The organism is Blastococcus sp. SYSU DS0539 (assembly GCF_054050855.1).
Map to the genome: position 1 here is coordinate 1 of NZ_JBJHAF010000009.1, position 20,332 is coordinate 20,332.

Consider the following 20,332-nt stretch of genomic DNA (forward strand, 5'->3'; position numbering starts at 1 on the left):
CCCCCCCCCCCCCCCCCCCCCCCCCCCCCCCCCCCCCCCCCCCCCCCCCCCCCCCCCCCCCCCCCCCCCCCCCCCCCCCCCCCCCCCCCCCCCCCGGCCTGGTACGCTGGTGTCACGACGCGGGGTGGAGCAGCTCGGTAGCTCGCTGGGCTCATAACCCAGAGGTCGCAGGTTCGAATCCTGTCCCCGCTACCACCACGAAGGCCCGGCCCCCTCAGGGGCCGGGCCTTCGTCGTTCGTCCACGGAGCAGCGGGGTCCCGCCGGTGGGGAGACCGCTCACACCGTGCTGAGCCGCTCGCCGGCGGTGCGGGCGCCGGTCCGGTCGGGCGACCGGTCGTCGCCCTGCCGGGGCGCCCGGCGGTACGGCGTCGGGCGCGGCCGCGCCGGCGCCGGGGCGGGGTGCGTGTGCGCCGCGGGCGGGGTGCGCACGCCCGCGGCCGGGGGAGGGGTGGCCGCGTGCGCGGGCGGTCGTGGCCGGCTGGTCAGCGCGGTCAGGAACGTGTGCGGCCGCGTGCGGTCCTCCTCCGCCACGGGGCCGATGCCGACCGTCGGGAGGGCGGGTGCCGCAGGGAACGGCTCGCGCCGCGGCGGGTGCGCCGGGTCGGGCAGGCGCAGCTCCGCCAGGTCCTTCCACGTCGAGTGCCGCAGCCCGTCGATCGTGCACCGCACGCGGGCGGAGACGCGCCCCTCGGGGGTGTGCCGCCAGCCGAGCAGCTCGCCGGAGTACCAGATCCCGCGGTGGTGGATCTCCACCGGCTGCGGGTCACCGACGAACCTGCCCGCCGTTCCGTCCCCCGCCACGAGCCGGACTCTAGGTGCGCCGACGGCGCGGGTGCCGAAGGCGCGCACGGCCCCTGAGGCGGGTGTGACGGTGCCGTCCCACCGTTCACACGCGCCTGTGCCGACCGCCCGGGGTCACGCCCGAGCCGCCCGGCCGGCACCGCTCCTCGCGCGGGTCGCGCGGGCCTGGACGAGGCCCGTCAGGCGCCGTTCACCGGGGAGCCGGGTGCGCCGCATCGACTGGGCCACGTACTCGCCGAGCAGCGAGCCGGCAGCCAGGGCCAGGCCCACGGTGATCGCCGTGCCGAGCAGCGTGATCCCGCCCAGGGTGTCGCCCTCGGTCAGCCGGCGCAGGCCGCGGTAGATGGCGAGCCCGGGCAGCAGGGGGATGATGCCGGCGGCCACGTACACCAGCGAGGGCACGCGCTGACGGCCGGCCAGCACGAAGCTCCCGAGGCCGATGACGATCGCGGCGGTCGCCGTCGCCAGGGTGACCGACAGCCGCAGCTGGTCCAGGCCCAGGAAGACGGCCCAGCCGAGCGCGCCCGCGGCCGCCGCGGGCGGCACGGCCCGCCGGGGTGCGTGGTTGGCGACGGCGAAGGCGGCCGAGGCCGCGGCCGCGGCCGCGAGTTGCAGCGGCACGTCGGCCAGGGCGTTGGCCGGCGGGTCCCACATCGCCACCGGGACGCCGAGCCGGACACCGATCGACAGGCCGACCGCGACCCCGCTGATGATCCCGGCCGTGAGCAGGAACGTCTCGAAGGCCCGCGCGCTCGCCGTCACGTAGAAGCCGGTGATGGCGTCGTGCACGGAGCCGACGAGCGTGACACCCGGCAGCAGGAGCACGATGCCGCCGGCGATGACGAGCGACGGGCGGACGCCGATGTCGGCGGCCACCAGGGCCAGCGCGACCGACGTGGCGATCAGGCCACCGGCGGCGTTGAGGAAGAAGGCGGGCAGCCCGCGGCGGCCCAGGCGGTCGATGGCGAGGTCGACGAGCACCGTGGCGCCGAACGCGGCCACCGTCACCACGGCACCCGCGCCGAGGAGCAGGGCCACCGCGGCGGCCAGGACGGCACGGGCCGTCGTGACCACCCACCGGCGGTACGGATGCCGGGCGACGGCGATCACCCGGAGCCGGTGCTCGGCCTCGGCCGGGGGAACCCGTCCGGCGGCCAGGTCGCCGACGAGGTTGTGGACAGCGGTGGCGCGGGAGTAGTCCAGCTCGCGCTGCTGGACCAGGCGCAGGCCGCTGACGGGGGCGGCGCCGGCGGCCGGATGGCCGGACACGGTGATCGAGGTGAACGTGATGTCGCACTCCACCCGCTGCAGGCCGCAGGAGCGGGCCACGACCGTGCACGTGGCCGTCACCTCGGCTGCGCTGGCTCCGGCGGAGAGGAGCAGCTCGCCCACCCGGAGCGAGAGATCGACGGCGCGGTACGCGTCCGGCTGTCCGGAGGGCTGGGGCGGCACCGGTCCACGATCCCCGATGCCTCCGGGTCGGCGGGCGTGGGCCTTCTCACGCGCCGTAAGCTGCGCTCTGGCGCCCGCTTCGTGGAGTCTGGGAGATCGAGCTAGCGCACCACTACAGGTGCCGCGGCGTCGAAGTCGGCCGCCCGCTGCCCGTCCCCGACCGAAGGACTCCCTCGCCCGTGCGCAGAACATCCGTCGTCTTCTGGGCCTCGTTGGCCATCGTGCTCCCCGTCGTGCTCTGGGGGGCGGTGTGGCCGGAGGCCCTCGATTCCGCCGCCGGCTCGGCACGGACCTTCGTCGTCGACCGGTTCGGGTGGTTCTACCTGCTGGCGGCGACGATCGTGCTCGTCGCGGTGATCGTGGTGGCGGCCTCGCGGTGGGGACGGGTGCGGCTCGGTGCGGACGACGACCGGCCCGAGTACAGCACCCGGGCCTGGTTCGCGATGCTCTTCAGCGCCGGGATGGGCATCGGCCTGGTGTTCTGGGGCGTCGCCGAGCCGGTGTCGCACTTCCTCACCCCGCCGACGGCCGACCCGGGGACCACGGAGGCCGCCCGCGACGCGCTGCGGTACTCGTTCTTCCACTGGGGCCTGCACCCGTGGGGCATCTACGCCGTCCTGGCGCTGGCCCTGGCCTACGCGCGGTTCCGTCGTGGCTGGAAGGCCACCATCAGCGGTGCGCTGCGGCCGATCCTCGGCGACCGCGTCGACGGCCCGCTGGGCGCCGCGGTGGACACGGTCGCCGTGGTCGCCACCGTCTTCGGCGTCGCGACGTCGCTCGGCCTGGGCGCCGCGCAGATCAACGGTGGCCTGGCCTCGCTCGACGACGGGATCGCGATCGGCTCCGGCGTGCAGCTGACCATCATCGCGGTGGTCACCGTCCTGTTCCTGATCTCCGCGCTCTCCGGGATCAACCGCGGCATCAAGTGGCTGTCGACCGTCAACGTCGTCCTCGCCGTGGCGCTGTTCGCCTTCGTGCTGTTCACCGCGTCGTCCGGCCGGCTGGTGGGCGCGTTCACCACGACGGTCGGCAGCTACCTCACCCAGCTCCCCACGATGAGCCTGCAGACCGGCCCGTTCGACCCCCAGCGGTCGGAGTGGATCAACGGCTGGACCGTCTTCTACTGGGCGTGGTGGATCTCCTGGTCGCCGTTCGTGGCGACCTTCATCTCGCGCATCTCCCGCGGCCGCACCATCCGCGAGTTCGTGATCGGGGTGCTGGGGGTGCCGACGCTCGTCAGTGGCCTGTGGTTCTCCGTGTTCGGGACCGCCGGGATCCTCGCCGAGCAGGACGGCGCCGAGCTGGCCGGCCAGCCGACCGAGTCGCAGCTGTTCGCCCTGCTCGACACGCTGCCCGGCGGGCTGGTGGCCGGTGTCGGGGCGATGATCCTCATCGTCACCTTCTTCGTGACCAGCGCCGACTCCGCCACCTTCGTGCTGGGCTCGCTCAGCAGCCGCGGCGGGGCGGACCCGGCGCGGGTCGTGAGCGTGGTCTGGGGCCTGGTGATCTCGGCCTCCGCCGCCGCGCTCCTGGTCAGCGGCGGACTGGGTGGGGTGCAGACGGCCTCCATCATCGCCGCGTTCCCGTTCGCGATCGTGCTGCTGATGGTGCTGGTCTCGCTGATCAAGGCGCTGCGGCAGGAACCACGGGTCCCCCGCCGGGAGGAGCGCGGCGAGCCGGCCCCCGTCGTCGCCACACCGTCGGCCGACGGGGCTTCCGGCGCCGGAGCGACGGCCGCCGTGCCGTGGGGCACGTCCGGCCCCTCCTGACCCCGATCGGCCCCGTGGTCGCCTCGACCGCGGGGCCGGCGGACGCAACCCCGGACGACGGTGTAGGCTGGTTTCTACCGACGCGGGGTGGAGCAGCTCGGTAGCTCGCTGGGCTCATAACCCAGAGGTCGCAGGTTCGAATCCTGTCCCCGCTACCACCGCAGGCAGAGGCCTCGCCCGCTCCGGAAACGGGGCCGGGCGGGGCCTTCGTCGTTGCCGGCCGACTGCCGATCCGCCGCCCGGGCGAAATGCCCGCGCCGATGCAGGTCAGGCGGCCCGCTCGCTCCCGGGAGAAGGGTCCACCGAGGTCCGGGCAGGCCCGGCCGTGACCGGTTCCGCCCCAGCGCTGTGCTGCGCGGCGTTACCGGCCCCGCCTGTGCTCTCCGCGTCGGCGGCGGACCTGCCGAGCAGCCATACGGTCAGCAGGACGGCGAAGATGATCACGATGACCCCGGCGGCGAGCGCGATCATCCGCCGCCGGGCCGGTTTTCCGCGCCCGACGCGGAACTCGGGATCGTGCGGCCCACCGGAGCTGCCGGGGTCTGCTCCTGCGCTCATCGGTCCTCCCGGGATGCGTCGTGGGGCGGCGCGGTGCCTCGCGCGCAGAGTACGGCGCCCGGATCGGCGACTTCGCCGCGCTCTGGGGCGCCGTGGACTGCCTGCCGGTCGGCCGCGGTCACCGCGGGGCTCGGGCTCGAGGAGCTCCGGGTGGGCCGACCGGCTCAGGCCGCGAGCTGCCGGGAACGCCGCCGGGCGTACCAGAACATGGCGACGGCGAACACCGGCGGAGCCGTCACGAAGGCGATCCGCAGGATGCGGATGACGTCGGCGACCGGCATCCCGGCCAGCTGGGCGATCACGTCGCTGGCCGCGCCGAGGGAGGTCACCACCGTGACGGTCACCAGCAGCGTCACGAAGGCGACCCGGGCGGGGGCGTGGAAGGGGTGCTCGTCGAGATCGAGCTCCGCGGGGCGGCGCCGGCGGAAGAGCCACTCCAGCAGCGGGTAGAGCAGGGCCGCACCGCCCAGGACCAGGGGCAGCAGCACCCCGCCGAGCAGCGGGTTGGTGATCGTCGCGCCGAGGACGGTGAAATCGACGGCGGGCAGCAGCAGGATCGCCCCCTCCATCGGGAACAGGTACCAGTCCGGGTACATGTCGTTGCCTGCCACACCGGGCAGGAACGGGCCGATGTGCGTGACGTCGCCGAAGGGCACCAGCGTCCCGGCGAGCACCACCAGCCCGCAGACCAGCAGCGCGAGCAACCCTGCGCGCGACCGCAGCCCCGCACCGCTGGGCACGGCCACCACGAGCCGGCCGTCGGCCTGCTTCCGCCGGGGGAGCACGGTGTGCCGGTGCCGGACGACCAGCCACAGGTGGACGGCCAGGCCGAGGGCGAAGACCACTGGCAGGAGCAGGACGTGCAGCCAGAACAACCGCGGGACGACGTCGTCCACGTCGGGCCCGGCGAAGACCAGGTCGGCGAGCTCCTCGCCGACGTAGGGGATGCTCGCCGCGATCGTGTACCCGATCCGGACGCTGCTGCCGGTGACGACGTCGTAGACCAGGTTCTGACCGGTCCAGCCCAGGGCGAGGGCCAGGGCCAGCAGCACCAGGCCGACCAGGTAGTTGGTGAACCGGCGTCCCCGGAACGCGCCGGCCAGCAGCACGCGGAGCACGTGCAGCAGCAGCGCGGCCACGAACAGGTAGCTGGCCGCGCGGTGCACCCGGCGCAGCAGCAGGCCCCCGGGCACGTCCTCGCTGATCGTGACCACCGACGAGAAGGCGGCGGGGAGCTCGCGGCCGGCGTACAGGGCGGCGGAGCCGTCGTACTCCACGAGCTCCGTGGAGGGCTGGTAGAAGAACGTCAGCACCAGGCCGGTCAGCAGCAGCACTCCGAAGGAGACGACCGCGACCGGTCCGAGCAGGTACGACCAGTGCGTCGGCACGAACAGCTCGCGCAGCCACCGGGGCCGGGCCGGGCCTTCCTGCACGCTCATCCGCGCACCGGCCCGATCGGGGTCGGGAAATCGCCCGTCGCCACGAGGAAGCCGTCGCGGTCCACCCCGAGCGGCAGCTGGGGGAGCGGACGGGACGCCGGGCCGAAGGTGGGCACCGCTCCGCGCGCCGCGTCGAACGTGGCCTGGTGGCACGGGCAGAACAGCGAGTCGGTGTCCTCCTGGTACAGCCCGACGGGGCAGCCGGCGTGGGTGCAGATCTTGGAGTAGGCGACGAGGCGCTCACCGACCACCCACTCCAGCACCGTGGGCGGCTCGGCCTCCTGCGTCGCCAGGCGGACCAGCACCACGGCCGCCAGGTCGGCGCGGACCGCGTCCTCGGGCCAGACGGTGCCGAAGCCACCCACCGGCACCTCCGCGGCGCGGATCCGCTGCCCCTCCGCGGTCACCAGGTGGACGCCGCGGCGCCAGGCGGTCTGCGGGCCGCGGTCGCGGCCGAGCCACGCGAGCAGCCCGGCGCCGCCGAGGGCGCCGAGGCCCAGCCCGCCGAGGCCACCGAGCACCCACCGCCGGCGCACCGGGGTGCTCACGGCGGCCGCCGCGGCGGCCGCGACCGGGGCGTCGCCCGCCCGGCGCTCGTGCGGCCAGACCAGTTCCTGCGCGGTGGGCGGGAACCGGCCGGCGAGGAAGGCGGCGGTCAGGAGGGCGCCGGTCAGCGTCAGGCCCAGCGCGCCGGTCGGCCAGTCCAGGACCAGACCCACGACGAAGGCCGCGAGGAGGGCGGCGGCGACGGCGCCCACGCCGATGGGTACCGGCCCGCGCAGCCGGTCCGTGGCGCGGGCAGGAGGTCCGGTTCCCGTCATCGCTGCGGGTCCTCCGTCTCCTCCGCCACGCCCGCCCGCGGGCCCTCGGGGCGCACGTCCGGGCGCCGGCCGCTGCGGGCGACGACGGCCAGCGCGCCGAGCACGGCCAGGGCCAGGAGCGCGGTGAAGACCCCGCCGTACACCCGCCCGATGTCCGACAGGCCCAGCGGCGTCGTCTCGGCGGTCGAGAGGTCCTGCACGTAGGCGGCGATGTCCGCGGCGTCCTGCTCGCTGAGCACCTCGTCACCGAAGCGGGGCATCTCGAACGGGCCCACCCGCAGGGCCTCCACGATCCCGGTGGGGTCCACGCCGGTGACCTCCGGGGCGATCGTCCCGTCGGCCGAGATGCCGCCGTTCCCGGCCGCGCTGTGGCAGGGCGCGCAGTTGGTCAGCCAGAGCGGCTGCCCGCGGCCCGGGTCCCCGGCCCCCACCTCCGGGATCCCGCCCGCGAGCTCGAACTCCTCGGTCATCCAGGCGACCACCGCTTCCCGCTCGGCGTCGGTGAGCTCCTCCTCCACGGCTCCGACCGGCCGGTGCAGGATCGGCATCCGCCCGGTGCGGATGACCAGGTCGACGTAGGCGACCGGGAGGCCGCGGAGGTCGGGCCCCGCTTCCACGCCGGTCCCGGGGATGCCGCTGCCGTCGTTGTTGTGGCAGATCCCGCAGTACCGCTGGTAGACCGTGCCGCCCGCCACGACCTCCTCGGCCGGCGGCGCCGGCGCGGGGGCGGCCTCGACGGGAGCCGTCACCAGGGTCAGGCCCACGCAGGCCAGGACCAGCGCCAGGACCTGCAGCAGGCGCGCGGCGGTCGGTCTCCGGCGGCTCACGGGGAACCCAGTGAGTACAGGTAGGCGACGATGGCGTCGACGTCGTCGTCGGTCACCCCGACGTCGGGCATGAGGTTGCCGGGGTCGATCTCCTGCGGGTCCTGGATCCAGCGCCGCAGGTTGTCCGGTGTGTGGGGGAGGGTGCCGGCGAGGGTCCGCCGCTCGGCGATCGTGCCGAGCGGGGGCCCGACCCGCCCCTGGGGGCCGGCCACGCCGGGCACCTGGTGGCAGGCGACGCAGCCGTACTCGTCGAGCAGGACGCGGCCGGCCTCGACCGAGTCGTCGGGCTCCCCGGTGGCGCTCGTGCACGCGGTCAGCGCGGCGACGGCCACCGCGAGCACCCCGAGCCGCGCGCCCGGCACCCGGCGGCCGGTCACCAGCACGGTCCGTACACGAGGACGGGGGGCAGCGCCAGCACGATGAGGCCGACCGCCAGCAGGTTCATGGTGAGACCGGAGAGTGCCAGCATCCGGTTCCGCGCGGGGCTGGGCACGGGGTCCCAGGCGCCGGCCGGGGGGGCGCTCTCCGGGTCCCGTCGGCGCCGCCACGGCAGCAGCGGCCGGGGCTCGGGCCCGGGAACGGCGGCGGACTCCTCCTGCGGCGGCAGGTGCCGCATCGACCACCACGACGCCCAACTCGCGGCCGCGGCCACGGCCGTGAGCAGCACGGTGAGCACGACGAGGAAGACGGGGAGCGCCGGGCCCTCGGTGGGGCAGGCCACCTCGACGGACCAGTAGCCGACGAGCAGGTGCAGCAGCCAGGCCGCGGTGCCGCCGCCCACCCCGAACCAGAACAGGATCGGGCGGCCGGCGGGTCGCTTGGTCTCCGGGGTCGCGGCGGTCACCAGAACCTCGGCACCAGGTAGAGGGTGGCGGCGACGACGAGCCAGGACCACACGACGAAGTACCAGTAGTGCGCGGCGGTCACCGTCATCTCCTGCTCGCGCGGCCGCATGCCACCGGAGCGCACGCGCAGGAGCACGATGCCCAGCCCGAGCAGCGCCAGGGCGGCGTTGACGTGGTGGAAGCCGGCGAGGGCGAGGAAGAGGGAGCCGTAGACGTCGCGCTGCGGGTCGACGTCGTTCGCGGAGTAGTCGGCGAACTGCACGAGGAGGAACGCCACCCCCAGGGCGACGGCGGCGGCGAGCGCGACCGGGTCCCGGCCGGTGGCCCGCCCCGCCCGTGCCGACAGGTGGGCCGCGGCCACCGGGACGGCGCTGAGGACCAGCAGCCCGGTGGCGACCGCGGTGAGCCCCAGCGCGGGGGCGGGCGCCGGATCGGGTGGCCAGGTGTCGAAGCCGTCGCGCAGGTAGAAGTAGGCGAACTCCAGCGCCGCCAGCATCGACACCAGGACGAGCTGGAGCATCAGCATCCCCCACCACCCGGTGCCCCGGGCGATGTGCGCGGCCGGACGGGGTGCGGTCTCCCCGGCGTGCCCGCTGGTCCTCACAGCCGGTCCTGCCTGTCCCAGATCCACGCCGCGCCGATGACGACGGCGACGAGCACACCGGTGAGGGCGACGGGGTAGACGTCGATCATCGTGCCGATCAGGGCGAGCGTGAGCGAGGAGGCCATCAGCAGCGGCCACCACGACTTCTGCGGGAGGGTGACCAGCTCCTCGGGCGCGGCGTCGAGGACGCTGGTGAGCACGACCTGGCGCACCGGGGCGCGCGGCTCGCGCAGCTCGTCCTGCCAGGTGGCCGGGTCGTACTTCGGCCGGAACGGCCGGGTGTCCCACAGCGGTGAACGGCTGGCGACCTCAGGGATGCCGCGGAAGTTGTAGGCGGGCGGGGGCGAGGTCGCGTACCAGTCCAGCGTCTCCCCGCCCCACGGGTCGTCGCCGGCGCGCTCGCCGGAGCGGGCCGACAGCACCACGTTCCCCAGCGTCATGAGCAGGCCCAGGGTGAGGACGACGGTGCCCCAGGTCGCGATGGACTGCGTGACCTCCCACCCCGTGTTCTCGGCGTAGGTGTAGAGGCGGCGCGGCATCCCCTGCAGGCCGGTGATGTGCAGCGGGAAGAACGTCACGTTGAAGCCGATGAAGGTCAGCCAGAACGCGACCTTGCCGATGCGCTCGTCGAGCAGGCGGCCGGTCATCTTCGGCATCCAGAAGTGGACCGCGGCCAGCACCGGGAAGAGGATCCCGCCGATCAGCACGTAGTGGAAGTGGGCGACGACGAAGTAGCTGTCGTGCGCCTGCTGGTCGAACGGGACGGAGGCGACCATCACCCCGGTGACCCCGCCGAGGACGAAGATCACGATGAAGCCGACCACGTACATCAACGGCGTCTTCCACACCGCCCGGCCCTGCCAGATGGTGGCGATCCACGCCGAGACCTGGATCGCGCTCGGGATCGGGATGAACAGGCTCGCCACGGAGAAGAAGGCCAGCCCGAGCTGCGGGATCCCCGTGACGAACATGTGGTGCACCCACACGCCGAACGACAGGATGCCGATGGCGACCGTCGAGACGGCGATCAGGCTGTAGCCGACGATCCGGCTGCGGGCGAAGACGGGCACGATCGTGGAGACGATGCCCAGCCCCGGCAGCAGGATGATGTAGACCTCCGGGTGGCCGAAGAACCAGAAGAGGTGCTGCCAGAGCAACGAGTCGCCACCGGCCGCCGGATCGTAGAAGTGCGTGCCGATCTTGCGATCGAGCTCGAGCAGCACGCTGGCGACCACCAGCGGCGGGAACGCGAAGATGACGGCGATCCCCGTGACGAGCACGTTCCACGCCAGCAGGGGCATCTGGCTGATCTTCATGCCGGGGGCGCGGTTGCGGAGGATCAGCACCACCAGCTCGATCGCCCCGGCGATGGTGGCGATCTCCACGAAGGTCACGCCGAGCAGCCAGAAGTCCATGGCGGCGCTGGGGGTGTACTCGGGCCCGGTCAGCGGGGTGTAGGCGAACCAGCCGCCGTCGGGCACCTGGCCGAACAGGAAGCTGCTGTAGAGGAAGATCCCCCCGAGCACGTAGATGTACCAGCCGAACGCGGTCAGCCGGGGGAAGGGCAGGTCCCGGGTGCCCAGCAGCAGCGGCAGGAAGTACATCGCGAACGCTTCGCCCACCGGCACGGCGAACAGGAACATCATCGTCGTGCCGTGCATGGTGAACAGCTCGTTGTAGGTCTGCGCGTCGAGGAAGGTGCTCTCGGCGCTGCCGAGCTGCCAGCGCATCAGCACCGACTGGATGCCGCCCAGGCCGAAGAAGACGAACGCGGTGATCAGGAAACGCTGGCCCACCTGCTTGTGGTTGAGCGCCGTGAACCAGCCGGCCAGCCCGGGTGGCGTGGCCCATGTCGCGGCCAGCCGGTCCTCGGTGGCGGGGGGATCCTGCAGCGCGGTCATCGCAGGCTCTCCAGGTAGGCCAGCAGGGCCTGGAGGTCGTCGCCGGTGAGGTTGTTCGGGGGCATGCGGACGCCCGGCTTGAGGCCCTGGGGATCGAGGATCCAGCCGGCCAGGTTGCCCCGGGTGTACTCGAGCATCCCGGCGGCGATGGTCTCGCGGGTGGCCAGGTGGGTGAGGTCGGGCGCGAAGTCGTCGCCCTCGCTGACGTCCTCGATCCGGTGGCACTGACCGCAGCCCGCGGCCAGGTACACCGCGCGGCCGGCCTCCTCGAGGTCGGTGTCCGGTTCCGCGCTCCCGGCCTGCAGTGCGCGCAGGTGCTCCGCGAACTCGTCCTCCGGCTGGGCGACGAGGACGAACTGCATGCGGGCGTGCTGGATGCCGCAGAACTCGGCGCACTCGCCCAGGTAGGTGCCGGCCTCGTCGACCTGGAACGACAGCGTGTTCGTCCGGCCGGGGAGCAGGTCCAGCTTGCCGGCGACCGGCGGGATCCAGAGGCTGTGGATCACGTCCGCCGACGTCATCTCCAGCCGGACCGGGCGCCCGACCGGGACGTGGATCTCGTTCGCCGTCACGATGCCGGCGTCGGGGTAGTGCACCTCCCACCAGAACTGGTGGCCCACGACCTCGACCGTCAGCTCACCGGGTGGGGCCGGCCGGGAGATGTCGACCCCGACGACGAGGCTGTAGGCGAACACGGCGGGCAGCACGACGATCGGGACGACCACGCCCCAGACCGCGATGAACGCCTTGGCGCCGCGGTCGGAGGCGCGCGGCGCGCGGTGCGCGCGGTGGCGCAGTGCCAGCACGAGGAAGACCACGGTGGCCAGCCACAGCAGGCCGCCCAGGACCATCATGAACCAGGTGAGCCCGGCGATCTGTGCCGCTTCCGGACCGACGGGATCGAGCACCGACCCCGGCCCCGGCGCCGCCACCGGGGACAGTTCGGCAGGCACGATCGCGAACCTCCGTGGGGGTGGGCGGACCCGCCCTCCCGGGCGCATCCCCTGCGGTCCCGTCCGACCCTAGTGGCTGGACCCGCCCGCACAACCGGACGCGGAGCCCCCCGATGCGCGCGGCAGTGGCACGATCCTCGGCACGATGAACCAGTCGAGGACCGGCGGCTCCCGCGCGGTGGACGCGCCGGTGCTCTCCCTGCACGAGGTGGCCCGCTGCTACGGCCGCCGGACGGCGCTGGCTCCGCTCACGCTGCGGCTGGGCGCCGGGGCGGTCTGCGTCGTCAGCGGGGGCAACGGCGCCGGCAAGACCACGCTGCTCCGGATCGCGGCGGGGCTGATGGAGCCGACCTCGGGATCCCGGTCGGTGACCGGGCAGGCGCTGTACCTGCGGCCCGGTGCTGCCGCGCGCCGCCGGCAGCGGGCGCTCGACGCGGTCGCCTTCGCCGGTTCCCTGGCCGGCCGGGAGCGCCCGGCCGCCGGCGCCGCGGCGGCGCTGTCCGCCTGCGGGCTGCCGGAGGACCTGTGGGAGCGCGAGGCCGGGCGTCTCTCGGCGGGCCAGCGCGCGCGGGTCTCCCTGGCCGTGGCGCGGGTCGTGGCCCCGGCGGTCGTGTGCCTGGACGAGCCGCTGGAGCACCTCGACGCGGCCGGCCGGGAGGCCGTGCGCCGGACGATCGAGGCGCTGGCCGGTGCCGGCTCGGCGGTGCTCGTCGCCGGCTCGGACGTGGCCGGGCAGCTCGGCCCGGTGGACGCCTGCCTGGAACTGGTCGCGGGCGCCGCGACCGTGCTCGGGTGAGCGACCGGGAGCGCGGCGGGACGGCGGGGCCCCCCGTCGGCGTCCTCCGCGTGGTGACCGTGCTCGTCCGGCGGGACGTCCGGATCGCCCTGGGCGGGGTCGACGCGCTCCCGTCGGTGCTGCCGTTCGTCGCGGCCGGCATCGTCCTCGGCGGCCTGGTGTTCGGGCCCGATCCCGCCGCGCTCCGGGCGGCGGCGCCCGGCCTGGTCTGGTTGCTGGTGCTCACCGCCGCGGTGCCGCTGGCCCGCCTGGTCGCCGCGGCCGAGCGGGACGAGGACTCCTGGGACCTGCTGCGCGGCCTCGTCCCGCCGGGGGCGCTGTTCCTGGCCAAGGCGGCCGTCCTCTGGACCGCGCTGGCGGTCACCTGGGCCACGGGCAGCTTCCTCGCCGTCCTGCTGCTCGACGGGCCGCTGTCCGTCGCCGGGGGCGCCGCGGCGGTGCTCGGCCTGGTCGGGGTCGCGGCGAGCACGACGGTCTTCGGTGCGCTGCTGGCGGCCTCGGCCCGCGGGGCGGGGCTGCTCGCCGCGCTGGTGCTCCCCACCGGGCTGCCGGCCCTGCTGGCCGGGACGCAGGCCGGTCTCGCCGCGGAGCCCCTCCCGTGGCTGGTCCTGCTGGTCGCCTACGACCTGGTCGTGGGGGCGGCGGCCTGGGCCGTCTTCCCCTACCTCCTCGAGGAGTGAGAGGCTGGCCCCGCCCCGCTGACCCAGCTGTCCTTCCGAGCCTTTCCCGGTCGGAGACCGGTCGACAGGAGGAGTGCGCGTGCGTAGGACACCGGTGCGCGGTGACGGGCTCCTCGCCACCGCTGCGGCGGCCACCAGCGCGGTCGCGCTCGTCCTGGCGCTCGTCGTCGCTCCCGAGGACGCCGTGCAGGGCCCCGCGCAGCGGTTGATGTACGTGCACGTCCCCGCCGCCTGGGTCGCCTACCTGGCGTTCGCGGCGGTCCTGGTGTGCAGCGTGGCCTACCTGGTGCGCCGCGAGCTCGGCTTCGACCGGTACGCGCAGGCCGCCGCCGAGCTGGGCGTCGGGCTGACGGCGCTGGCGATCGCGCTCGGCATGCTCTGGGGCCGCCCGGTCTGGGGTGTCTGGTGGACGTGGGACGCCCGCCTGGTCACGACGGCGGTGCTCCTGCTCGTCTACGTCGCCTATCTCGGGGTCCGCCGGACGGCCGAGGACCCGCACGTCGCCGCCCGCCGGTCCGCCGCGGTCGGCATCGTGGCCTTCCTCAACGTGCCGGTCGTGCACTTCTCGGTCGTGTGGTGGCGGACGCTGCACCAGCCGCCCACCGTGCTCGGCCCCGAGGGGAGCCCGCCCATCCACCCCACGATGGCGTGGGCCCTGGCGGCGGGCGTGCTGGCCTTCACGGTGCTGGCGGTCCTGGTCGTCCGCCGCCGGGTGGCCCGGCTGCGGGCGGACGCGTCCGATCCGGCGGCCGTGTCCCCCGGTCCCGCCGGCGGGGGTGCGGCGGCGCCGGTCATCACCGTCGTCCCGAGGGCCGGCCGGTGAGCGGGCAGCTGGCGGTGGTCCTCGGCTACCTGCTCACGCTGCTGGTCTGGGCGGGGTACCTGTGGTCGACGCGGGGCGGCCGGTGAGCCGGCCGGCGCGGCGGCGCACCCTGTCGCTGCGGCTCCTGGTGGTGGTCGGGGCGGTGGCGGCCGCCCTCGGGCTGCTGGGGGTGAGCGGGCTGGCCGACACGCTCGTCTACTACCGCACGCCGACGGAGGTCCTCGCCGAGCAGCCGCCGGAGGACGAGCGGCTGCGCCTGGGTGGTCTGGTGCAGGCCGGATCGCTGGACCGCGTCGGCCCGGAGGCCCGGTTCACCGTCACGGACGGCGTCGGGAGCCTCCCCGTCGTCTACGTCGGCGCCCTGCCGGCGGTGTTCGCCGAGGGGCAGGGCGCCGTGGTCGAGGGATCGCTGCGATCCGACGGCGTCTTCGTCGGTGACCTCGTGCTGGTCAAGCACTCCAACGAGTACCGGCCGATCGGGGAGGCCGGGTGACGTCGCTGCTCGGGACCGCCGCGCTGGCCTCGGGGCTCGTCCTGGCGCTCACGTCCGTCGCGGTCTGGGCCGGCGTCGCCACCGGCCGCGGGACGGCCGGCTCGGCGCGGCGGCTGACCTACGCCGTCCTCGGCGCGGCGCTGGCCGCCGCCGCCGTGCTCGAGTGGGCGCTGCTCACCGACGACTTCAGCGTGCGCTACGTCGCGGAGAACGGCGGCCGCGCCGTGCCGCTGTACTACACGGTGACGAGCCTGTGGGCGGCGCTGGAGGGCTCGCTGCTGCTCTGGCTGGTCGTGCTCTGCGGCTACGCCGCCGCCGTCGCCCGGCGCCCGGACGCCCGGGCCGCGCCGCACCACCCCTGGGTGCTCGTGACGCTGTCGGTCGTCGCCGCCTTCTTCTTCGCGCTGGCGTCGTTCGGCGGCAACGCGTTCGAGCGGATCTCCCCGGTTCCCGCCGACGGCCCGGGCCCCAACCCGCTGCTGCAGGACAACCCGCTCATGGGGGCGCACCCCCCGCTGCTGTACCTGGGCTACGTCGGCCTCGCGGTGCCGTTCGCCTACGCCGTCGCCGCCCTCGTCACCGGGGACACCGGGCGCGGCTGGCTGCGGGCCGTCCGCCGCTGGACGCTCGTGGCGTGGTCCTTCCTCACCCTGGGCATCGTGCTCGGCGCCTGGTGGTCCTACGCGGTCCTGGGCTGGGGCGGCTACTGGGCCTGGGACCCGGTGGAGAACGCCTCCCTGCTGCCCTGGCTGACCGCCACGGCCCTGCTGCACTCGGCCATGGTGCAGGAGCGGCGGGCGACCCTCCGGGTGTGGAACGTCTGCCTGGCGGTGGCCGGTTTCGTGCTCGTGCTGGTCGGCACGTTCCTCACCCGCAGCGGCATCGTGGACAGCGTCCACGCCTTCAGCCGGTCGACGCTCGGCGCGTTGCTCCTGGGGTTCGTCGCCGTCGTCCTGGTCACCGTCGCGGGGCTGCTGGTGTGGCGCGCCGACCGGCTGGGACCCGACGGCACCCTGCAGGCCCGCCTGTCGCGGGAGACGGTCTTCCTCGGCAACAACGTCCTGCTGGTCGGGCTGGCCTTCACCGTCCTCCTGGGCACGCTGTTCCCGGTGTTCGCCCAGCTGGCCGACGGGCGGCAGGTGTCGGTGGGCCCGCCGTACTTCAACCAGATGGCGGTGCCGGTCGCGCTGGTCGTGCTGCTGCTCATGGCCCTGGGGCCGCTGGTGTCCTGGGGCGGCGACTCCGTGCCGGCGCTCGCCCGCCGGGTCGCGGTGCCGGTCACCGTCGCCGTCGCCCTGGTGGCGGTGCTGGTGGTGCTCGGCGTGCACGGGGCCGCGGCGCTCACCGCGTTCGGGCTGGCCGCGCTGGTCCTCGCCACCTCGCTCCAGCTGGCCGGACAGGGTGCCGGGGTCGTCCGGCGGGCCACCGGGCAGTCGTGGCCGGGATCGCTGCTGGAGGCCGGCCGGCGCCGGCGGCGCCTGTACGGCGGGCTGATCGTGCACGTCGGGGTGGCGCTCGCCGCGGTCGCCGTCGCGGCGTCCTCGTCCTTCGCGACGGCGACGGAGCAGCGGGTCGCGGTGGGGGAACGGGTGGCCGCGGAGGACTGGACGGCGCAGCTGGAGTCGGTCGAGCGCGAGCGGACGGCGCAGGAGATGCGGGTGGTCGCGCGGGTGGCGCTGGCGGAGGCGGGGCAGGTGCGCGGCACGGCGGCCCCGGAGCTGCGGACCTTTCCGGCGCACGGGATCACGGTGGCCTCACCGGCCGTGCGGTCCACGCTCGCGGGCGACGTCTACCTGACCGTCACCGAGGTCGACCCGGACGGCGGGTGGGCGCTCCTCCGGATCGCGGTGAACCCCCTGGTGTCCTGGCTCTGGATCGCGGGAGGCGTCATGGCGCTGGGGGCGGCGGTGGCCGGGTGGCCCGCGCGCCGCTCCGCGCGGGGGGCGGGCGCGGCGGAGGCCCCGGTACCGATCCTCGCGGAGGGGGAGCGGTGAGCCGCCGGCGGCGGTGGCTGCTCCTGGTCCCGGCGCTGCTCGTCGGGCTGGCACTGACCGTGCCGCTGGCCCTGGCGCTCGACGGACCCCGGCGGGGGGCCGCCGCGGCGATCCTGGACGGCCCGGCCCCGGCGCTGTCGGGACGCACGCTCGACGGTGGCCACGTCGACCTCGCGGACCTGCGCGGCTCGGTGGTGCTGGTGAACGTCTGGGCATCCTGGTGTGCTCCCTGCCGGGAGGAGATGCCGCTGCTGGTCGAGACGGCGCGGCAGTGGGGGCCGCAGGGCCTGCGGATCGTCGGCATCGACGTGAACGACGACGACGCGGCCGCGCGGGAGTTCCTCGCCGGCCTCGGTGGGACGCCGTTCCCCAGCGTGGCCGACCCCGACAACCGGCTGGCCGTCGAGTGGGGGACGACGGGCGTACCCGAGACCTTCGTGATCGACCGGGACGGCACGGTCGTCGCCCGCCGGGTGGGCCCCGTCTCCGCCGCGTGGCTGGCGGAGGAAGTGCTCCCGCGGCTGGAGGCGGGGTGAGCGGCCGGACGCGGGTCCTGGCCGTCGTGCTGGCGGTCCTCGCGCTCGTCGCTGCGCTCTGGTGGCGCCAGGAGCCCAGCGGGCCGACCGACCCGGCGGCGGCCGCGCGCGAGATCGCGGCCGGGCTGCGGTGCCCCACGTGCGCCGGGGAGTCGGCGGCGGACTCGGCGGCGCCGGCGGCGCGCGGGATGCGGGCGGTCATCGCCGACCAGGTGGCGGCCGGGGAGAGCCCCGAGGAGATCCGCGACTGGTTCGTCGGGCGGTACGGCGAGTGGATCCTGCTGGACCCGCCGCGGGAGGGGGTGGGCTGGCTGCTGGTCGTCCTGCCGGGGGCGGCGCTGCTCGGCGGCGCGCTCGCCGTCGGTGTCCTCGTCTCCCGCCGGCGGCCCGCCTCGCGGTCGGCGCTGAGCGATGCCGACCGCGCGGCCGCCGAGGCCGCGGTGCGCGCGGTGGCCGGCCGGCCCGGACGGCTGACCGGATCGGGCGACGACGAGCGTCTGGAGGCAGCCCTGCAGCTGCTGGAGGACGTCCGGTCCGAGCCCCGGCGGACCGCGCGTTCGCGCGCCACGGAGGACGAGCTGCTGGCCGAGGTCCTCCGGCTCACGTCCGGCCGGGCGCCCGTCCCGGCCGAGGTGGACCGCCCGGCCGGGGCGGACCGCCCGGCCCAGGTGGACCGCCCGGCCGAGGTGGACCGCCCGGCCGCGGACCGGGAGGCGGCGCCGGGACGTCGGAGGCGGCTGTCGCGGCCGGCGGTCGTCGTGCCGGTGGTCGCGGTGGCCGCGGTCGGCGCGCTCGCCCTGGTCGCCGTTCCCCGCGTCCTGGAGCCCGCCGCGGCCTCGGGCGGAACGGCGGCGACGGTGGGCACCCCGGCGGACCGGGGGACCGACGTGGCCGACGAGCTGCTCCGGCAGGCGCGCGCCCTCGACGACGCCGGCCGCTTCACCGAGGCGGTGACCGCCTACCGCGCGGTCCTCGAGGAACGGCCGCAGGAACCGGCGGTGATGCTGTCGCTGGCGTTCGCCCTGCTCCGGGACGACCGGCCCGGCGAGGCCGTCCCGCTGATGGAGACCATCCTGGCCGTCGATCCCGAGCATCCGCAGGCGCTGCTCCTGATGGGCACCGCCGAGCACACGCTCGGGGACCCCGCGGCGGGCACCACGCTGCGTCGGTTCCTGGCGCTGGCCCCGGACCACCCGGCCGCGGACGCGGTCCGCGCCCTGCTGGAGGAGCCGTGACGGGACGCTTCGCGAGACTGCCGGCGGCGCTCGGTCTGGCGGTCGTCCTCGGTGGGTGCGCCACCGAGGCCGTGCCGACCGCACCGGCGCCGCCGGCCGCCGACCAGCGGGTCGGGCTGACCGAGTGGGAGATCGTCACCGAAGGTCGTCCGCTGGCCGCGGGCAGCGTCCGGCTCATCGTGACCAACGCCGGCGCCGCTCCGCACGATCTGGCCGTCCGCGTCGACGGGGAGCAGCGCGCCGTCACGCCGGTGCTCGACTCCGGCGAGGCGCACGAGGTGAGCTTCGCGGTGGCGGCGGACGAGCGCGTCGAGCTGTGGTGCACGGTGACCGGGCACCACGCCGCGGGGATGCACACGGTCCTCGACGTGGTCGCGGGGGAGGCGGGGCGGTGAGCGGCTCCCCGGTGACCACGCTCGCCCATCCGCTGGGCGGGGACGCGCAGTGGTCCTACCCGACGATCGCCTTCCTCGCGTCGGCCGCCCTCGGCTACGTGTGCCTGCTGGCCTGGACGGCGCCCCGCCGGCGGTCGCCGTGGGCCGCGGCCGGCCCCGGGGCGGCCTGGGTGCTCGGCCTGATCGCGCTCGGCGCCGCCCTCGCCTCGCCGCTGGAGCGGCTGGCGGAGGACTCGCTCACCGCGCACATGGTCCAGCACCTGCTGCTGACCATCGTGGCGGCCCCGCTGCTCGTGCTCGCCGACCCGGTCCCGCGTGTGCTGACCGTGCTGCCGCCCCGGGTCCGCGAGGTCGTGGCGCCACCGTGGTCGGCGGTGGTCCGGCACGCCCGCCGTCCGGTCGTCGTCCTCGGCGTCGCCGTCGGCTACCTGGCGGTGGTCGTCGTCTGGCACCTCCCCGGGGCCTACGAGGCGGCGGTGCGCTCGGAGGCGGTGCACGTCGCCGAGCACCTCACCTTCCTCGGCGCGGCGGTGGTCTTCTGGTGGTGCGTGCTGCGGATCCCGCGCCGACGGCTGGGCCAGCTGGTGGCCGGGCTGGTCGCCGTGCTCGTCCCGGCGTTCGGCGAGGCGGTGCTGGGTGGGGTCATGATGCTCTCGTCCACGCCCTGGTACGGGGTGTACGTGGAGACGGCGGCCGACCACGGCTTCGACCCGACGGCCGACCAGCAGGTGGCCGGCGCCGTCCTGTGGGCCGCCGGCACACCGGTCTACCTCCTGGCCGCCGTCGTGCTCGTCTTCCGCCTGGTCCGGTCCGCACCGGTGGACGACCGGCCCCCGCTCCCGGTGCCGCCCATGCCGGACCGGGCGTCGTCCCCTAACCAGGTCCTGGGCGCCGTACCGCGCTGAGCGGCCCGGCGGCTCACCCCGCGGGCGCGGGCCGATCGGTGCCCGCGGCGGCCCGGACGTCCTCGCGCAGGCTGGCCACCGTCTCGTCCGGGACCAGCGGCCACGCACGGCGCAGCTCCGCCAGCGCCCCGGCCACGAGAGCCCCGGCGCCGGCGGCGTAGAGACCGGTCGCCACGGCGGCCGCGGCGGGCGGGCTCAGCCGGCGGTCCAGGGCCCGGAGGAGGAGGGCGGTCGAGCTGCCGACCGCCATCGCACCGAGGGCACCGGCGGCGCCGAGGAGCGCGCCGGCGCGGCCGGCCTGCCGGGCCTTGCCGGCCAGCTCGACCTGGGCGTGCTGGATCTCCTGGCGCACCAGGGCCGAGAGATCGGCGGTCAGTGACTGGAGCAGGTCGCTGGTGGAACTGCTCGGGGCCGGGTCGGTCATGAGGGGCTCCTCGTGCTCGGCAGGTGGTCCGCGTCCGCCTCAGCTCGGCTACCCCGAGGCCTGCGGCCGAACCGGGTTTG

22 protein-coding genes and 2 tRNA genes are annotated in these 20,332 nt (G+C 75.5%); 12 read left to right on the forward strand and 12 right to left on the reverse strand.

The features are described from left to right. Positions 1-118 precede the first annotated feature (118 nt). Positions 119-195 (forward strand) — tRNA-Met (locus tag ACI790_RS12305). 82 nt (positions 196-277) lie between these two features. On the opposite strand, the gene ACI790_RS12310 is transcribed toward ACI790_RS12305, so the two are convergent. Both ACI790_RS12310 and ACI790_RS12315 read right to left on the reverse strand, forming a co-directional pair. Further along, a complete protein-coding gene (locus ACI790_RS12310; protein WP_456570060.1) occupies positions 278-802 on the reverse strand; it encodes a hypothetical protein in 525 nt (174 codons plus the stop codon). Positions 803-916: 114 nt separating this feature from the next. Beyond that, the gene (locus ACI790_RS12315) at positions 917-2,254 is read right to left on the reverse strand and encodes a threonine/serine ThrE exporter family protein (protein WP_456570061.1); all 1,338 of its coding nucleotides are present in this window, start codon (positions 2,252-2,254) and stop codon (positions 917-919) included. Between the two features lie 179 nt (positions 2,255-2,433). Between ACI790_RS12315 and ACI790_RS12320 the strand changes: the two genes are divergently transcribed. Both ACI790_RS12320 and ACI790_RS12325 read left to right on the forward strand, forming a co-directional pair. Further along, the gene (locus ACI790_RS12320; protein ID WP_456570062.1) at positions 2,434-4,023 is read left to right on the forward strand and encodes a BCCT family transporter; all 1,590 of its coding nucleotides are present in this window, start codon (positions 2,434-2,436) and stop codon (positions 4,021-4,023) included. Positions 4,024-4,104: 81 nt separating this feature from the next. Next, a tRNA-Met gene (locus tag ACI790_RS12325) sits at positions 4,105-4,181 on the forward strand. Between the two features lie 109 nt (positions 4,182-4,290). Here the strand turns inward: ACI790_RS12325 and ACI790_RS12330 are convergent. The 9 genes from ACI790_RS12330 to coxB all read right to left on the reverse strand — a co-directional run bounded on the left by ACI790_RS12330 (position 4,291) and on the right by coxB (position 11,971). Then, positions 4,291-4,581, reverse strand: coding sequence for a hypothetical protein (locus tag ACI790_RS12330; protein WP_456570063.1), 291 nt, complete (start codon positions 4,579-4,581; stop codon positions 4,291-4,293). Positions 4,582-4,745: 164 nt separating this feature from the next. Beyond that, positions 4,746-6,020 (reverse strand): cytochrome b N-terminal domain-containing protein, encoded by a 1,275-nt coding sequence (locus tag ACI790_RS12335; protein WP_456570064.1) that lies wholly within the window; start codon positions 6,018-6,020, stop codon positions 4,746-4,748. Then, positions 6,017-6,841, reverse strand: a complete 825-nt coding sequence (locus tag ACI790_RS12340) for a QcrA and Rieske domain-containing protein (protein WP_456570065.1) — start codon at positions 6,839-6,841, stop codon at positions 6,017-6,019. The genes ACI790_RS12335 and ACI790_RS12340 overlap by 4 nt, the downstream gene beginning before the upstream one ends. Continuing rightward, positions 6,838-7,668: a c-type cytochrome gene (locus ACI790_RS12345; protein WP_456570066.1), complete on the reverse strand. Its 831-nt coding sequence runs from the start codon at positions 7,666-7,668 to the stop codon at positions 6,838-6,840. The genes ACI790_RS12340 and ACI790_RS12345 overlap by 4 nt, the downstream gene beginning before the upstream one ends. Then, the gene (locus ACI790_RS12350) at positions 7,665-8,045 is read right to left on the reverse strand and encodes a c-type cytochrome (protein WP_456570067.1); all 381 of its coding nucleotides are present in this window, start codon (positions 8,043-8,045) and stop codon (positions 7,665-7,667) included. The genes ACI790_RS12345 and ACI790_RS12350 overlap by 4 nt, the downstream gene beginning before the upstream one ends. Continuing rightward, the gene (locus ACI790_RS12355) at positions 8,042-8,512 is read right to left on the reverse strand and encodes a hypothetical protein (RefSeq protein ID WP_456570068.1); all 471 of its coding nucleotides are present in this window, start codon (positions 8,510-8,512) and stop codon (positions 8,042-8,044) included. Before ACI790_RS12355 ends, ACI790_RS12350 begins: the two co-directional genes overlap by 4 nt. Beyond that, the gene (locus tag ACI790_RS12360; protein WP_456570069.1) at positions 8,509-9,117 is read right to left on the reverse strand and encodes a cytochrome c oxidase subunit 3; all 609 of its coding nucleotides are present in this window, start codon (positions 9,115-9,117) and stop codon (positions 8,509-8,511) included. Before ACI790_RS12360 ends, ACI790_RS12355 begins: the two co-directional genes overlap by 4 nt. Further along, positions 9,114-11,018 carry a cytochrome c oxidase subunit I gene (ctaD, locus tag ACI790_RS12365; protein WP_456570070.1) on the reverse strand — a complete coding sequence of 635 codons (1,905 nt, stop codon included), beginning with the start codon at positions 11,016-11,018 and terminating at the stop codon, positions 9,114-9,116. Before ctaD ends, ACI790_RS12360 begins: the two co-directional genes overlap by 4 nt. Next, positions 11,015-11,971, reverse strand: a complete 957-nt coding sequence (gene coxB / locus ACI790_RS12370; protein WP_456570071.1) for a cytochrome c oxidase subunit II — start codon at positions 11,969-11,971, stop codon at positions 11,015-11,017. Before coxB ends, ctaD begins: the two co-directional genes overlap by 4 nt. Before the next feature lie 145 nt (positions 11,972-12,116). On the opposite strand from coxB, the gene ACI790_RS12375 reads away from it, so the two are divergent. The 9 genes from ACI790_RS12375 (at position 12,117) to ACI790_RS12415 (ending at position 19,828) form a co-directional block, all read left to right on the forward strand. After that, positions 12,117-12,767: an ABC transporter ATP-binding protein gene (locus ACI790_RS12375; RefSeq protein ID WP_456570072.1), complete on the forward strand. Its 651-nt coding sequence runs from the start codon at positions 12,117-12,119 to the stop codon at positions 12,765-12,767. Then, on the forward strand, positions 12,764-13,447 hold the full coding sequence (locus ACI790_RS12380; protein WP_456570073.1) for a heme exporter protein CcmB: 684 nt from the start codon (positions 12,764-12,766) through the stop codon (positions 13,445-13,447). Before ACI790_RS12375 ends, ACI790_RS12380 begins: the two co-directional genes overlap by 4 nt. A 79-nt stretch (positions 13,448-13,526) precedes the next feature. Beyond that, a complete protein-coding gene (gene ccsA, locus ACI790_RS12385) occupies positions 13,527-14,270 on the forward strand; it encodes a cytochrome c biogenesis protein CcsA (RefSeq protein WP_456570074.1) in 744 nt (247 codons plus the stop codon). Between the two features lie 82 nt (positions 14,271-14,352). Further along, complete coding sequence (locus tag ACI790_RS12390) at positions 14,353-14,763, forward strand: cytochrome c maturation protein CcmE domain-containing protein (RefSeq protein WP_456570075.1); 411 nt, start codon at positions 14,353-14,355, stop codon at positions 14,761-14,763. Continuing rightward, positions 14,760-16,757, forward strand: a complete 1,998-nt coding sequence (locus ACI790_RS12395; RefSeq protein WP_456570076.1) for a heme lyase CcmF/NrfE family subunit — start codon at positions 14,760-14,762, stop codon at positions 16,755-16,757. The genes ACI790_RS12390 and ACI790_RS12395 overlap by 4 nt, the downstream gene beginning before the upstream one ends. Next, positions 16,754-17,293: a TlpA family protein disulfide reductase gene (locus ACI790_RS12400; RefSeq protein WP_456570077.1), complete on the forward strand. Its 540-nt coding sequence runs from the start codon at positions 16,754-16,756 to the stop codon at positions 17,291-17,293. Before ACI790_RS12395 ends, ACI790_RS12400 begins: the two co-directional genes overlap by 4 nt. Continuing rightward, on the forward strand, positions 17,290-18,528 hold the full coding sequence (locus tag ACI790_RS12405) for a cytochrome c-type biogenesis protein CcmH (protein ID WP_456570078.1): 1,239 nt from the start codon (positions 17,290-17,292) through the stop codon (positions 18,526-18,528). The genes ACI790_RS12400 and ACI790_RS12405 overlap by 4 nt, the downstream gene beginning before the upstream one ends. Continuing rightward, positions 18,525-18,923 (forward strand): hypothetical protein, encoded by a 399-nt coding sequence (locus ACI790_RS12410; RefSeq protein ID WP_456570079.1) that lies wholly within the window; start codon positions 18,525-18,527, stop codon positions 18,921-18,923. Before ACI790_RS12405 ends, ACI790_RS12410 begins: the two co-directional genes overlap by 4 nt. Further along, a complete protein-coding gene (locus tag ACI790_RS12415; RefSeq protein WP_456570080.1) occupies positions 18,920-19,828 on the forward strand; it encodes a cytochrome c oxidase assembly protein in 909 nt (302 codons plus the stop codon). Before ACI790_RS12410 ends, ACI790_RS12415 begins: the two co-directional genes overlap by 4 nt. Before the next feature lie 13 nt (positions 19,829-19,841). Here the strand turns inward: ACI790_RS12415 and ACI790_RS12420 are convergent, their stop codons facing one another. Then, a complete protein-coding gene (locus ACI790_RS12420) occupies positions 19,842-20,252 on the reverse strand; it encodes a phage holin family protein (protein ID WP_456570081.1) in 411 nt (136 codons plus the stop codon). Positions 20,253-20,332 lie beyond the last annotated feature (80 nt).

Excerpts from the sequence above, each read along its gene's own strand:
- ACI790_RS12335 (WP_456570064.1), bottom strand. The coding sequence starts at position 6,020 with ATGAGCGTGCAGGAAGGCCCGGCCCGGCCCCGGTGGCTGCGCGAGCTG.
- ACI790_RS12420 (WP_456570081.1), bottom strand. The coding sequence starts at position 20,252 with ATGACCGACCCGGCCCCGAGCAGTTCCACCAGCGACCTGCTCCAGTCA.
- ACI790_RS12375 (WP_456570072.1), top strand. The coding sequence starts at position 12,117 with ATGAACCAGTCGAGGACCGGCGGCTCCCGCGCGGTGGACGCGCCGGTG.
- ctaD (WP_456570070.1), bottom strand. The coding sequence starts at position 11,018 with ATGACCGCGCTGCAGGATCCCCCCGCCACCGAGGACCGGCTGGCCGCG.
- ACI790_RS12340 (WP_456570065.1), bottom strand. The coding sequence starts at position 6,841 with ATGACGGGAACCGGACCTCCTGCCCGCGCCACGGACCGGCTGCGCGGG.
- ACI790_RS12330 (WP_456570063.1), bottom strand. The coding sequence starts at position 4,581 with ATGAGCGCAGGAGCAGACCCCGGCAGCTCCGGTGGGCCGCACGATCCC.